This window comes from Actinomadura formosensis NBRC 14204, from assembly GCF_001552155.1.
In the GTDB taxonomy this organism is placed as follows: Bacteria; Actinomycetota; Actinomycetes; order Streptosporangiales; family Streptosporangiaceae; genus Spirillospora; species Spirillospora formosensis.
Map to the genome: position 1 here is coordinate 1 of NZ_BCQQ01000167.1, position 12,491 is coordinate 12,491.

At 70.5% G+C, this 12,491-nt stretch carries 13 protein-coding genes and 2 tRNA genes; 10 read left to right on the forward strand and 5 right to left on the reverse strand.

Annotated features, from left to right (window positions below; all coding sequences use genetic code 11):
* Positions 1–14: 14 nt before the first annotated feature.
* The 5 genes from AF1_RS29440 to AF1_RS29460 all read right to left on the reverse strand — a co-directional run bounded on the left by AF1_RS29440 (position 15) and on the right by AF1_RS29460 (position 3,001).
* Positions 15–85 (reverse strand) — tRNA-Cys (locus tag AF1_RS29440).
* A 27-nt stretch (positions 86–112) separates the two neighbouring features.
* Positions 113–185, reverse strand: a tRNA-Gly gene (locus AF1_RS29445).
* Positions 186–227: 42 nt separating this feature from the next.
* Positions 228–1,199 carry a CHAP domain-containing protein gene (locus AF1_RS29450; RefSeq protein ID WP_067806635.1) on the reverse strand — a complete coding sequence of 324 codons (972 nt, stop codon included), beginning with the start codon at positions 1,197–1,199 and terminating at the stop codon, positions 228–230.
* Positions 1,200–1,353: 154 nt separating this feature from the next.
* On the reverse strand, positions 1,354–2,157 hold the full coding sequence (locus AF1_RS29455; RefSeq protein ID WP_067806663.1) for a universal stress protein: 804 nt from the start codon (positions 2,155–2,157) through the stop codon (positions 1,354–1,356).
* An 85-nt stretch (positions 2,158–2,242) separates the two neighbouring features.
* The gene (locus AF1_RS29460; RefSeq protein ID WP_207394016.1) at positions 2,243–3,001 is read right to left on the reverse strand and encodes a maleylpyruvate isomerase family mycothiol-dependent enzyme; all 759 of its coding nucleotides are present in this window, start codon (positions 2,999–3,001) and stop codon (positions 2,243–2,245) included.
* Positions 3,002–3,075: 74 nt separating this feature from the next.
* Here AF1_RS29460 and AF1_RS29465 point away from each other — a divergent pair, with 74 nt between their 5' ends.
* The 10 genes from AF1_RS29465 to AF1_RS29505 form a co-directional block, all read left to right on the forward strand.
* On the forward strand, positions 3,076–3,993 hold the full coding sequence (locus tag AF1_RS29465; RefSeq protein ID WP_067806638.1) for a MerR family transcriptional regulator: 918 nt from the start codon (positions 3,076–3,078) through the stop codon (positions 3,991–3,993).
* Between the two features lie 72 nt (positions 3,994–4,065).
* On the forward strand, positions 4,066–5,145 hold the full coding sequence (locus AF1_RS29470) for an LLM class flavin-dependent oxidoreductase (RefSeq protein WP_067806640.1): 1,080 nt from the start codon (positions 4,066–4,068) through the stop codon (positions 5,143–5,145).
* Positions 5,142–5,732, forward strand: a complete 591-nt coding sequence (locus AF1_RS29475) for an FMN reductase (protein WP_067806643.1) — start codon at positions 5,142–5,144, stop codon at positions 5,730–5,732. Before AF1_RS29470 ends, AF1_RS29475 begins: the two co-directional genes overlap by 4 nt.
* Positions 5,733–5,776: 44 nt before the next feature.
* On the forward strand, positions 5,777–6,124 hold the full coding sequence (locus tag AF1_RS29480; protein ID WP_067806646.1) for an ArsR/SmtB family transcription factor: 348 nt from the start codon (positions 5,777–5,779) through the stop codon (positions 6,122–6,124).
* A complete protein-coding gene (locus tag AF1_RS29485) occupies positions 6,121–6,756 on the forward strand; it encodes an SRPBCC family protein (protein ID WP_067806651.1) in 636 nt (211 codons plus the stop codon). The genes AF1_RS29480 and AF1_RS29485 overlap by 4 nt, the downstream gene beginning before the upstream one ends.
* Before the next feature lie 106 nt (positions 6,757–6,862).
* The gene (hypF, locus tag AF1_RS29490) at positions 6,863–9,061 is read left to right on the forward strand and encodes a carbamoyltransferase HypF (protein WP_067806654.1); all 2,199 of its coding nucleotides are present in this window, start codon (positions 6,863–6,865) and stop codon (positions 9,059–9,061) included.
* Positions 9,062–9,554: 493 nt separating this feature from the next.
* Positions 9,555–10,388 (forward strand): hypothetical protein, encoded by an 834-nt coding sequence (locus AF1_RS29495; RefSeq protein ID WP_131732576.1) that lies wholly within the window; start codon positions 9,555–9,557, stop codon positions 10,386–10,388.
* 276 nt (positions 10,389–10,664) lie between these two features.
* A complete protein-coding gene (locus AF1_RS34920; RefSeq protein WP_131732575.1) occupies positions 10,665–10,973 on the forward strand; it encodes a hypothetical protein in 309 nt (102 codons plus the stop codon).
* 387 nt (positions 10,974–11,360) lie between these two features.
* The gene (locus AF1_RS36035; RefSeq protein WP_217999858.1) at positions 11,361–11,474 is read left to right on the forward strand and encodes a Scr1 family TA system antitoxin-like transcriptional regulator; all 114 of its coding nucleotides are present in this window, start codon (positions 11,361–11,363) and stop codon (positions 11,472–11,474) included.
* A gap of 456 nt (positions 11,475–11,930) precedes the next feature.
* Positions 11,931–12,491, forward strand: a 561-nt coding sequence (locus tag AF1_RS29505; RefSeq protein ID WP_157419341.1) for a DUF222 domain-containing protein, incomplete at its 3' end; no start/stop codon positions are given.

Consider the following 12,491-nt stretch of genomic DNA (forward strand, 5'->3'; position numbering starts at 1 on the left):
TTGCGTGTGCTGCGAGGTGGAGACGGGATTTGAACCCGTGTACACGGCTTTGCAGGCCGTTGCCTCGCCTCTCGGCCACTCCACCAGAGCGAGGCCTGATGGGGCCTCTCAGAGCGGACGACGGGATTCGAACCCGCGACCCTCACCTTGGCAAGGTGATGCTCTACCAACTGAGCCACGTCCGCGTGCTGGTCCGGGGGTCGCCCCCCGGGCTTGCATGGACAACTCTAGCGGAATCCTGGAGTGCTTGCGTACAGGGCCGGGGTGTCTTCGGTGACATCGGAGTGGAGGGAGTTCCAGAAGGCGAGTTCGGTGTCCTCTTCGAGGTGGGCGATGCGGCCCCAGAACTCGCGGTCTTCGGCCTCGTGGGCGGCGGCGAGGGAGAGGGCGGGCATGATGGTGGTGCCGGCGTCGGCGGCGTCGAGGTCGGCCGGGGTGACGTCGGCGGGGAGGGTGACGGGGGCGGCCGGGCGGTGGTGCTTGCCGCGTTTGCGGACGCGGATCGGCGGCGTGGTGGGGGCTTTCGCGGCGGCGGCGCGTCCGGCGGCGAGGGCGACGGTGCCGCAGAGGACGAAGGCGAGGATGCCGCCGAGGACGACCTCCTGGGTGGGGAGCTGCTCGGCGGTGGGGGCGCTGTGCTCGGCCTCGTGGGTTTTCGTGGACGTGAGGGGGGCGCCGACTTTGTCGACGGTGGTGGCGGGGGCGGCGTGCTTGGGGGTGTACTTGGCCTCGACTTTGATCTTCGATGGGTACCCGTAGCCCACGACCGAGCCGGTGTCGCGCGTCTTGCGCATGAGCTTGTAGCCGTCGGCGTTGCCCTCGATGGTGTGGAGGGTGTGGCCGTCGACCTTCTCGACGATGCCGACGTGGTCGATCTGGTCGATGTCGCCGGAGCCGTTCCAGTCGTAGAAGACGATGGCGCCGGGTTCGGGGTCGTGGCCCCAGGCGTCGTTCTTCTTGAACCACTTGGCGTGGTCGATGGTGGAGGCGAACTGCCCGGCCTGGTCGGTGACGTCGGCCTTGTCGGCGGCCCAGGCGAGGAACATGTCGCACCAGGGGGCGGTCTTGAAGTACTCGTCGTGGTCGCCGTCGATGTTCTTGGCGTACCAGTCGCCGAACTTGGTGTAGCCGTCGCCCTTCTCGGTGTAGCCGAGTTCCTTCTTGGCGATGTCGAGCAGCTTCTTGCCGATCGGGTCCATCTCGCTCCCTGCGCCTGGCTCGTTCGGGCAGGGTGACGCCCGACCGGGGACCGGACGTGCCGCGTTCCAATGTCACGTTCCGATCTCGACGGAATGTAGCCGAGGTAAATGGCGGGCGGCAAGCCGTTCCGCTGAACAGGTTAAAAGGGACCACTCAGTAGTAGCCACGAGGGAGGACGGTGACCGGACACGAGGCCGCGCGCAGCACCTTGAGCGCGACCTCGCCCAGGAAGACGCGGTGGGCGGCGGCGTCCTCGCTGGACGCGCAGACGAGAAGCTCGCCCTCGGGCCAGTCGACGTCGTCCAGGGCGTCCGCGACGTCGTCGCCTTCGCCGACCTCGGCGGACACGTCCTCGGGGAGCAGGTCGGCGGAGTCCAGGGCGAGCCGGATGGCGAGCGCCAGGTCGTCGCGCAGCGGCTCGGCGGACACTTCGCCGATGGCCAGTGTGACCAGCCGGAGCGGTACCTCCAGGCGCTCGGCGGCCTGGGCGGCGCGGATGACGGCCTCGTCGCACTGGGGCCGCCGGACGTACATGACCGTGATCCGGCCGAGGTCGTCCGGCGGGGTGTAGCCGGACGGGGCGAGCATCACGGCCTCGGTCGCCGAGTGCAGCAGGTGGTCGGCGGCGGCGCCGACGCCGATGCGGCCGTGGGCGCCGCCTTCGGGGGAGCCGACGACGATCAGGTCGGCGCCGATCCGGCTGGCGAGCACGGTGAGCCCGCGCCCGACGCTGCGTCCCTCCTGGACGAGCAGGTCCGCCGGCCGGTCCTCCAGCCGGCCGGCCAGCTGCTCCAGCACGGCCCGGGCCTCGCCGGCGGCGGCCGGGAGGCCCGGCGGATGGACGGTCGCCACGCTCAGCCGGCCGCCGGTCAGCGCGACGATGCCGTGCGCGAGCTCCAGCGCCTCCCTGCCGCCGGCGTCGGGGACGTATCCGGCGAGGACGTGTTCACCGATCATGTCCCCGAGCATTCCCCCAAGGAGCCCCATCAGACCAGAGGCGATCCGTGGGCGCCGCTCCCGCGCCGCCCCGGCAGGGCGGCGCCTAGACCGCGGTGTGCGCGAGCCAGTGCCGCACGAGCGACGCGTCGCCGGTCGTCTTCACGTCGGCCTCGTCCGGGGTGAGCCGGCGGGCGAACACGAGCAGCAGGTCCCGGACGGGCCCGGTGACGGTCACGTCCGCGTCCCCGGCCTCGTCCCGCCAGGACGGCCCGGCGGGTGTGCGGGTGATCAGCCACCCCGGCAGGGTCGGCTCCGCCGGACGCAGGCACAGCGTCTGGCCCGTCCCGCGCAGCTCGGCCAGCTCCGGCTTGTACGCCGTCGCCGACGCCCGCGTCAGCAGCCCCAGGAACTCGGTGATCGCGTCGGCGGCGAGGTCGGGCGCCGGCGTGAACGGGACGCCCGCGGTGAACGCCGCGTCGGCGCGGTGGACGGCCGTTTCGTGCAGCATCCGGCGCAGCCACATGACGGTCGGCTGCGTCCCGATGATCGCGTGCTCGACCGTGCCGTCCGGGTTCGCCTCGTACGCCGCGATCAGGTCCGCCGCGCCGTCCCGCAGCCATCCGGGCCAGCCGGCGGGGGAGTCCGGGATCGTGCGGGGCAGTTCGTCCACGACCTCGGTGCCGCCCGTCCGGATCAGATGGGCCGCCCACCGGTGCGCCTGGCCGACATGGCCGGCCAGGTCCCGCAGCGTCCACTCCGGGCAGGTCGGCACGCGCGTGGACGGGTCCGGCCCGGCGGCGGCCTCGGCGAATCCGCGGGTCTGCTCGCGCAGCCCCTCCTTCATGCGTTCCGGGTCGAGCACGTCCTTCCCCTTCTCCTGGGTTCTCGTTGCGCCCGTAGAGTAGGAACTCCAGTCAGGTGGAGGTTCAAGCCCCTGTGACCGAGGACAGGACATTGGGGATCGGCGATCTGGCGGCGCTGACCGGCGTCCCGGTGCGCACGATCCGCTTCTACTGCGACGAGGGCGTCATCGAGGCCGGGCGCAGCGCGGGCGGGCACCGCCGGTTCGACGCCTCGGCGGTGGACCGGCTGCGGCTCGTGCGGCGGCTGCGCGGTCTCGGGCTCGGCCTGCCCGGCATCGTCGCCGTCCTCACCGGGGACCTGTCGCTGGAGGAGGCCGTCACCGCCGAGCGGCGCGCCGCCGACGCCGCGCTGGCCGCGCTCGCCTGGCGCCGCGCGTCGCTGCGCGCGGTCGAGGACGCGAGCCCGGCCGACCGCGCCGCTCGCCTCGACCTGCTCGCCGCCGTGCGGGACGGCCCGGCCGCGCGGGACGTCCTGCTGGACTTCTGGCGCCGCCGCGTCCTCGTCTCGCTGCCGGACGAGGCGATGCGGATGTTCCTGGAGATGAGCGTCCCGGAGCCGCCCGCCGATCCGACGCCCGGGCAGGTCGTCGCCTACGCCGGGATGGTCGCGGTGGCGAGCGACCGGGCGCTGCTGCGCGAGCTGCGCGCCCGGGGCCGGGCGAACGCCGAGCGGGTGCGGGACGAGCCGACGCTGATCGCGGGGCACGGCGAGGCACTGGCGCTGGCCGCGCCGCTGGTGCTCGCGGGCCGCGAACCGGCCCCCGGCCCGGCCCTGGACCTCTTCGTCGCGGCCCATGCGGCGGGCCGGCGGGAACGCGATACGCCGGAGTTCCGGCGCGCGCTGCTGCCCGCCGTCGCCACCGAGCAGGACCCCCGCGTCCGCCGGTACTGGACGCTGTTCGGCGAGGTCACCGGGGAGCCCGCCACCGCGGGGACGATCAGCTCCTGGCTGATCGACGCGCTCGAACGGGACGTCTCGGATCTCGCCTGACGGGCCGGAATACGCTCTCGCCCCGCCCGGTTCGGTAGGATTATTGAAAGTTCTACTATTTCGGAGGCCGGCATGCAGTTCGGGATCTTCACGGTCGGCGACGTCACCCCGGACCCGACCGACGGCCGCGTCCCGTCCGAGGCCGAGCGGATCAAGGCCATGGTCGCGATCGCGCTCAAGGCCGAGGAGGTCGGGCTCGACGTCTTCGCGACCGGCGAGCACCACAACCCGCCGTTCGTGCCGTCCTCCCCGACGACGATGCTCGGCTACATCGCGGCCCGCACCGAGCGGCTCATCCTGTCCACCGCGACCACGCTGATCACCACCAACGACCCGGTGAAGATCGCCGAGGACTTCGCGATGCTGCAGCACCTCGCCGACGGCCGGGTCGACCTCATGATGGGACGCGGCAACACCGGCCCCGTCTACCCGTGGTTCGGCAAGGACATCCGCGACGGCATCCCGCTCGCGATCGAGAACTACCACCTCCTGCACCGGCTCTGGCGCGAGGACGTCGTCGACTGGGAGGGCCGGTTCCGCACGCCGCTGCAGTCGTTCACCTCGACCCCGCGCCCGCTGGACGGCGTGCCGCCGTTCGTCTGGCACGGCTCGATCCGCAGCCCCGAGATCGCCGAGCAGGCCGCCTACTACGGCGACGGATTCTTCGCCAACCACATCTTCTGGCCCAAGGAGCACTTCCAGCGCCTCGTCGGCCTGTACCGGCAGCGTTTCGAGCACTACGGGCACGGCTCCGCCGACCAGGCGATCGTCGGCCTCGGCGGGCAGGTCTTCATGCGGAAGAACTCCCAGGACGCCGTCCGCGAGTTCCGCCCGTACTTCGACAACGCCCCCGTCTACGGGCACGGGCCGTCCCTGGAGGAGTTCACCGCCGAGACGCCGCTCACGGTCGGCAGCCCCCAGCAGGTCATCGACCGGACCCTGACGTTCCGCGACCACTTCGGCGACTACCAGCGCCAGCTGTTCCTGATGGACCACGCCGGGCTGCCGCTGAAGACCGTCCTGGAGCAGCTCGACATGCTGGGGGAGGAGGTCGTCCCGGTGCTGCGCAAGGAGTTCGAGGCGCTGCGCCCGGCGCACGTCCCGGCGACCGCGCCGACCCACACCTCCCGGCTCGCCGAGGAGGTCCGATGATCGCCGTCATCTCCGCCGGGCTCGGGCAGCCGTCCTCGACCCGGCTGCTCGCCGACCGCCTCGCCGCGGCGGCGGCCGAAGCCCTCGGGCCGGACACCGCCGTCGAGACGATCGAGCTGCGCGACCACGCCCACGCGATGGTGGACGCGACCCTCACCGGCTTCCCGTCCGGGACGTTCCGCACCGCCGTCGAGACGGTGACGGACGCGGACGGCCTCATCGCCGTGACACCCGTCTTCAACGCCTCCTACAGCGGACTGTTCAAGACGTTCTTCGACGTCCTCGACCGGGATTCCCTGGAGGGCAAGCCGGTGCTGCTCGGCGCGACCGGCGGCACGCCCCGGCATTCCCTGGCGATCGACTACGCCCTGCGTCCCCTGTTCGCCTACCTGCGCGCCGCGGTCGTCCCCACCGCGGTCTACGCGGCGTCCGAGGACTGGGGGAGCGGCGAGACCGCGCTGCCCGACCGCATCACCCGCGCCGGCGCCGAGCTGGCGGCCCTGATGTCCGCCCGCCCGGCCCCGCCGAAGGACGACCCGTACGCCCACCCCGTCCCGTTCGAGGAGCTGCTCGCCGGCGGACATTGAAATTAAGTCTTGGCTTATATAAGCCTGGGCTGTAGCTTGGGGTCGTGCACGCGTTCGATGTTCTGGGTGACCCGGTACGGCGCCGGATTCTGGAGCTGCTCGCCGAGGGTGAGCGATCCTCCGGAGAGGTGACGGCCGTTGTCCGGGAGGAGTTCGGGATTTCGCAGCCCGCCGTGTCGCAGCATCTGAAGGTGCTGCGCGACAGCGGGTTCGCGGTCGTGCGGGCGGAGGGGACGCGCCGGCTCTACGCCGTCGACACCGCCCCCCTGCAGGAGGTCGACGCCTGGCTCGACCGCTTCCGCCGGTTCTGGACCCCGCACCTGGACGCCCTGGCGACCGAGATCGCCCGGGGCAAGCGCGCACGCCGCCACAACCCAGGGAGCGAGACATGACCGAAGTGACGGGGCAGATCAACGCGGTGCGCCGCAAGGTCGGCGAACGGGTGCTGGAGGCCGGCACCGCGCGGACGTCGACGGTCAGCCAGGTCTACGACACCGATGTCGAGGACCTGTGGGAAGCCGTCACCAGCACCGAGCGGATTCCCCGCTGGTTCCTGCCGATCTCCGGCGAGCTCCGGCTCGGGGGCCGCTACCAGCTGGAGGGCAACGCGTCCGGGACGGTCGAGAGCTGCGACCCGCCCAAGAGCTTCTCCGCGACCTGGGAGTTCGGCGGCCAGGTCAGCTGGATCGAGGTCCGGCTGACCCCCGAACCGGACGGCCGGGCCCGCCTCGAACTGGAGCACATCGCCCACGTCGACGACGATATGTGGGACCGGTTCGGGCCCGGTGCCGTCGGCATCGGCTGGGACCAGGGGCTTCTCGGCCTGGCCCTGCACCTGGCGTCCGGGAGGGACATCCCTTCGGAAATGGGACCGGAGTGGTCCCTGACGGACGAGGGCAAGGAGTTCATCCGGCAGAGCGGCGACGCCTGGTACGCGGCGCACATCGCGGCGGGCGCCGACGAAGCCGCCGCCCGCGCCTGCGCGGACCGCACGATCGCCGCCTACACCGGGGAGACGGGATGACCTTCAGGCGGTGACGCTGCCCCGGGGTCGGGTGAGATCGACTGGACGACCCCCGGGCGGATGCTCATTGCATCTGAACGATTACCTTCCGTGTCAGAATGACGGGGTGGATGTCAGAGTCGGCGTTCGCGTCGAGGGGGCCGTGCAGGGCGTCGGGTTCAGGCCGTTCGTGCACGGGCTCGCGACCGGCCTCGGGCTGTCCGGGGTGGTCGGCAACGACGCGGGCGGTGTGTTCATCGAGATCGAGGGCGCTCCCGACGCGGTCGGACGATTCCTGGACGGGCTGCGCACGCGTCCGCCCCGGCTCGCCGTCGTCGAACGCGTCACCACCCGGGATCTGGACGCGCGGGGCCGCGACGGCTTCGCGATCGTGGGCAGCGACACGTCCGGAGAGCGCCGCGCGCTCGTCTCCTGGGACTCCGCGACCTGCGACGACTGCCTGCGCGAACTCACCGACCCCGCCGACCGGCGCTACCGGTACCCGTTCGTCAACTGCACGAACTGCGGGCCGCGCTTCACGATCGTGAAGGACGTCCCGTACGACCGTCCCTCCACGACCATGGCGGGCTTCCCCATGTGCGGGCAGTGCGCCGCCGAGTACGAGGACCCGGCCGACCGCCGGTTCCACGCCCAGCCGGTGTGCTGCCCGTCCTGCGGGCCGTCCCTCACGCTGCGCCCGCACGCGGGCGACCCGCTGACCGCCGCCCGCGACATGCTCGCGGGCGGCGCCGTCGTCGCGGTGAAGGGCCTCGGCGGCTACCACCTGGCGGCGAGGGCCGCCGCCGAGGACGCGGTGGCGGCGCTCCGCTCGCGCAAGCACCGCGAGGACAAGCCGTTCGCCGTCATGGTCCCCGACCTGGCCGCCGCCCGGACGCTGTGCGTGCTCTCCGACGCCGAGGAGGCACTGCTCACCGGCCCGCGGCGTCCGATCGTCCTGGCCCGCCGCCGCCCGGACGCGGCGCTCGCCGACGCCGTCGCACCCGGCAACCGGCACCTTGGGCTCATGCTGCCCTACACCCCCCTCCATCACCTCCTCGTGACCAACCCCGTGGTCCTGACCAGCGGAAACGTGTCGGACGAGCCGATCGCCCACCGAGACGGCGACGCCCTTGAGCGCCTCGCCGGCATCGCCGACGCGTTCCTGCTGCACGACCGCCCGATCCACACCCGGACGGACGACTCGGTGGTGCGGGTCTTCCGGGGCCGGACCCTTCCCGTACGCCGATCACGCGGCTACACACCGGAACCCGTGCCGATCGCGAAGGGACGCCCCGTCCTGGCATGCGGCGCCGAGTCGAAGAACACGTTCTGCCTGACCCGCGACGGCCGCGCATTCGTCTCCCAGCACATCGGCGACCTGGAGAACTACGAAACCCTCCGCGCCTTCGAAGAGGGCATCGAGCATTTCCAGCGGCTTTTCGATATCACCCCCGAGGTGATCGCCTACGATCCGCACCCCGAATACCTGTCGACCAAATACGCGCTCGACCGGGAGTTGCCGTCCATCGCCGTCCAGCACCACCATGCGCACATCGCCTCCTGCCTGGCCGACAACGGCGTGGCCGACCCGGTCATCGGCGTGGCGTTCGACGGCACCGGATACGGAACGGACGGCACGCTCTGGGGCGGCGAATTCCTCATAGCCGACCTGCGCGGCTTCGAAAGAGCCGCCCATCTGGAACCGGTCCCGATGCCCGGCGGCGCCGCCGCGATCCGCGAACCCTGGCGAATGGCGGCCGCCTACGGTGTCCCAGAAGACCTCCGGGTGGCCCGCCGTCCGGACTGGCCCAAGGTCGCCGCCCTGGCCGAACGCCGGGTCAACGCGCCCCTCACCTCCAGCATGGGCCGCCTGTTCGACGCGGTCGCCGCGGTCCTCGGCATCCGCGACCGGATCAACTACGAGGGCCAGGCCGCCATAGAACTGGAGCAGCGCGCCGACCCGTCCGAATCCGCCGCGTATCCGGCCGCCCTCAACGGAACGGCCCCCTTCACCATCGCCGGCGCCGACCTGCTGGACGCGGTGGTGGCCGACCTGCGCGCCGGTGCCCCCGTCCCAGTGATCGCGGCCCGCTTCCACAACGGCGTCGCCGCCCTGATCGTGAACGCGGCGTCCCGTATCCGCGAGGAGACCGGGCTCGCCGTGGTCGCTCTCTCCGGCGGCGTGTTCCAGAACATGCTCCTGCTGGAACGCGCGGTATCCGGCCTGACCGACGCCGGATTCGACGTACTGACCCACCACCGCGTCCCGCCCAATGACGGCGGCATCAGCCTCGGCCAAGCCGCCGTGGCGACCGCCCGGAGTTGACCACGCGCGAATGCCGGCCCGGAGCGAAAAATTTCTCCCTGTTTTCTCTGCTACGGCGAAATCATCGAATCTCGCAACTCCATCGGCCGATCCGCGCCTATCGGACCCGTGACGCCGTCGCAATCCTCGCCGAATACCGATGCAAGCCCGCCACCTGTCGATCGCAGAAACGGAAGCAATCACACGGCAGGCAGGAAGACGGCATGATCGGCGAATGCTCCCAGAATCCGACCGTCTCTCGTGGCGGATACGTCGCTGGGCGGCCCCCGCCACGTTGACCCTGTCCGTAGCGGCGTCCATTGGCGCGGTGCATCTGACACCGCACGAACGCGCATCGGCCACGCCCTACCCGGCTCAGCAGAAAACGTCCTATCAGACCCCTCGCAAGCCGCGCTTCGAACTCACGACGGAACCGGCCGCCGGCTCGTCCGGCACCAAACCGGCGCCATGGCTTCGAGTGGCCTCGTACCAGCAGGACGGCTCCGTCCGGCCGGTGGATTCGGTACGCGCGCCATCACCGTCCGCCGGCAAGGCACGGGAGATCATCGCGGGCCCGAACGGAACCTTCGTGGTGTCCGCCTCCCGGCAACGGCCCTGCGAGACACGGCTCTACACGTTCACGCTGACCGGCGGCGGCCGGGTGCGGAAGATCGAACCGCTGGGCAGGAGCGCCGCCCCCGCCCTGTTAGCCGGGCTCGCGATGAGCCCGGACGGCCGCCACCTCGCGTACACCACGACCCCCTGCACGACCACGGAACCACGCGCCACCGTGACCGTCCTCGACACCGGCTCGGGCGACCGCCGCACCTGGACGACGCAGACCCCCGCCGTCATCGGCGAGATCATCTGGGCGGGAGACAGCCGCACGCTCGGCTACACGATCAGCGACGTTCCCCAACCCGCCACCCCACCCGGAAACGTCCCACCGAGCGGACGCGGCATCAAGAACGTCACCGTCCACGCCCTCGACACGAACGCCCCCGGCACCGAGCTGCGCGGAGGCCGCATCCTGTTCCGCCAACCGGCCGACGCCAGGACGGTCACCAGCGCCGTGATGAACCAGGACGGCCGCACCGGCTACGGCATGCTGGAGAAAGACGAACCGCCGAGCACGGTGTTCTTCTCCTTCTCCGAAGGCAGGCCGCCGCACGTGATCCACACCATCCGGCGCGACCCGCACGTGGGCATCGTCATCGGCCTCGTGGGCGACGAGACCCCGAACTACGCATGCCTGAATGGCATCGATTCCTTCGACAGAGTGTCGGACGGCACCTTCCAGCCTCTTCGAGGCGCCACCTCCAGTTGCAGAACGGCCTACGCCTTCTGATCGGCGCTACATCACCATCTGTCCGGCCCATGAACCCGCCGGAGGCGAGGGCGCGGGCTACGTCCGCGGTGCCGAGTGTGCTCATCCGTGCGCCGGGGCGTGGGGCTGGAGAGAAGACGGACTCATGACCCCCTCTCAGGAGTCCGCTGAAACCGGTAGGTGCCCCTGGACCGGGTGATCTGTCCGCCCTCATGCCGTCAGTCAGTCCTCTTGACCTGCGGCGCGCCGGTAACGGCGGGGACGTCCGGACGAGCGGGCCTGGCACCGTCCAGCCGGATGACCACCACGTTCCGCGACCGGCCGAACGGCCGACGGGCCTGCTCGGCGTCCGAGAAGCGTCCGAGAAGCGTCCGAGAAGCGTCCGAGAAGTCGGATCCCCGAGTTGCCGCAGACGACGGCCTTGCCTTCGCCGAAATCGAGCCACCATCCGATGACGCCGCCGTCGTCATCCCCGGCGTCGATCCAGCAGAGCGCGAAGAGACGCGGCGCGTGCTCGGTGGCCGGCTCGGTGACCTCGACGGGCAGAGGTTCAAGTGCGGAAGTACCGTTCGTGCCACACAGGGTGAATCCTTCTGGCCACCTTGAGCGCGGAAATGGTCCTCGCGTGGACCGGTCGTGACCGGCAGGCCGACCAAGTGAGGACACGGTGGCAAGGCGGGGCCATGGCGACCAGGTGAGGATGCATGGATGGCATCGAAGAAGACCCTGACCCCGGTGGCCGGTGCCGCGGCACTCGCCTACTGGGGCGGTGCGCTGCGCTGCCACCGCGAGAAGCGGATCTCACCCAAGGGCAGTTCGCTCGGATGATCTACATCTCGTCCTCCCCGATCGCCATGATCGAGACCGGCAAGCGCACCCCCCAAGCCGTCCTTCATCAAGGACTGCGACCGGGCACTCAACATGGGCGGCGCCCTCGCCCGCCTAGGGAAGCGTCTGATCGAAAGCTCCTACCTGGAGTGGTTCCGTCCGTTCGTGGAGATCGAAGCCGACGCCGACTCGATGATCGAATATGAGGCACAGGCGGTACCGGGCCTCCTGCGAACCGAGGACTACGCCGCGCTCTGCTGCGGATGGGACGAGCCGTGACACGGACGAAGAGATCGAGAGGCATGTCGCCGCCAGGATGAATCGCGCCTGCTGCTGAAGCCATGCGAATTCTGCTGCTATTTTCTAGTTGCGGTGGTCTTTTACCGGATTAGTGTGGTTTCGGTAGGTGTCCCGTTGCGGTGGCCCCTGCGGGCCAGTGCGGACAGTGCGGTCGCTGTGGGCTGAGGTCACTTCGGTTGGGCTTGGTCGGGCGCTGTAGGTGTTCAACGTGCGGGTTTGTGCAGGCTCCTCTAGGCGCGTCCCTTCGGGACGCGCCGGTTCCTGCTGCTGCGACGTTGGCGAATAGCGGGGGATCGTTCTTCGGTGGACCCTGCAATTCGGTTGCGGTGGTCTGTATATTTTTCTGGATCTTGCCCGTGTTGGGTGTCTGGAGGGTCTTATTATTCTCACCTAGAATTGTTGGTGTGGTGTTGAGGTGTTCGATATTATGGGGATATGTGTTCGACGGAGATCGATGTGGCGTCGATGTCCACCGGTGAGCTGGTGGACGCGGCGGCATTGATCGCGGCCGAACTCGCTCATCGGGATCCGCCCGGCAGTTCGGCTGAGTGCATGGAGGCCGCCGAAAGGCTTGCTCGGGCCACCGACCTGCACGAGAGCGCCCTCGCCGGACTGATCGGCCGGGTGGACGCTTCCGGGGAGATGCGCCGGTGGGGGCTGCCGTCCACCCGGGCGTGGCTGCGTAACCATCTGGGCATGCGCGAGGCCCGCGCCAGAGAACGCGTCAACCTCGCTCGCCAGCGGCATCGCCTCACCGGCGTCGCCAAGCGACTCTCCTGCGGAGAACTGTCCTACGGGTACGCCACCACGATCACCGATGCCGTCCTTCACCTGGACGACACCGACTGCGCCAAGGCCGAAGACGTCCTGCTGGGCATGGTCGAGCAGGGTTTCTCGGCCGGGAAGGTCGCCTCGTTCGGCCGCCGCATCCGCGACGTCATCGCCGAACGTGACGGCACCGAAGCCGTTCCCGATGCCGACACCCGGCGCGGCTAT

Bases quoted from the DNA above. Each gene is read 5' to 3' on its own strand.
- AF1_RS29475 (WP_067806643.1), top strand. From the start codon at position 5,142: ATGATCGCCGTCATCTCCGCCGGGCTCGGGCAGCCGTCCTCGACCCGG.
- AF1_RS29455 (WP_067806663.1), bottom strand. From the start codon at position 2,157: ATGATCGGTGAACACGTCCTCGCCGGATACGTCCCCGACGCCGGCGGC.
- AF1_RS29485 (WP_067806651.1), top strand. From the start codon at position 6,121: ATGACCGAAGTGACGGGGCAGATCAACGCGGTGCGCCGCAAGGTCGGC.
- AF1_RS29450 (WP_067806635.1), bottom strand. From the start codon at position 1,199: ATGGACCCGATCGGCAAGAAGCTGCTCGACATCGCCAAGAAGGAACTC.
- AF1_RS29470 (WP_067806640.1), top strand. From the start codon at position 4,066: ATGCAGTTCGGGATCTTCACGGTCGGCGACGTCACCCCGGACCCGACC.
- AF1_RS34920 (WP_131732575.1), top strand. From the start codon at position 10,665: ATGACCACCACGTTCCGCGACCGGCCGAACGGCCGACGGGCCTGCTCG.